General features: G+C 50.7%; 1 tRNA gene. It reads left to right on the top strand.

Annotated elements, in window-relative coordinates:
• Positions 1 to 129 precede the first annotated feature (129 nt).
• Positions 130 to 201: transfer RNA gene (locus ACUYLD_RS25875), tRNA-Gln, on the top strand.
• Positions 202 to 203 lie beyond the last annotated feature (2 nt).

The following is a 203-nucleotide window of genomic DNA, read 5'->3' on the forward strand; positions in this document are numbered from 1 at the left end:
AGGCTTAGCTCAGCTGGGAGAGCATCTGCCTTACAAGCAGAGGGTCGGGGGTTCGAGCCCCTCAGCCTCCACCATTTTTCATCCTCTTACCTGGATGAAATCTTGGGGAATTGTGAATCATATGCATATTGGGGATTAGCCAAGCGGTAAGGCAACGGACTTTGACTCCGTCATGCATAGGTTCAAATCCTATATCCCCAGCC

This window comes from Paenibacillus sp. SER-28 (genome assembly GCF_052906305.1).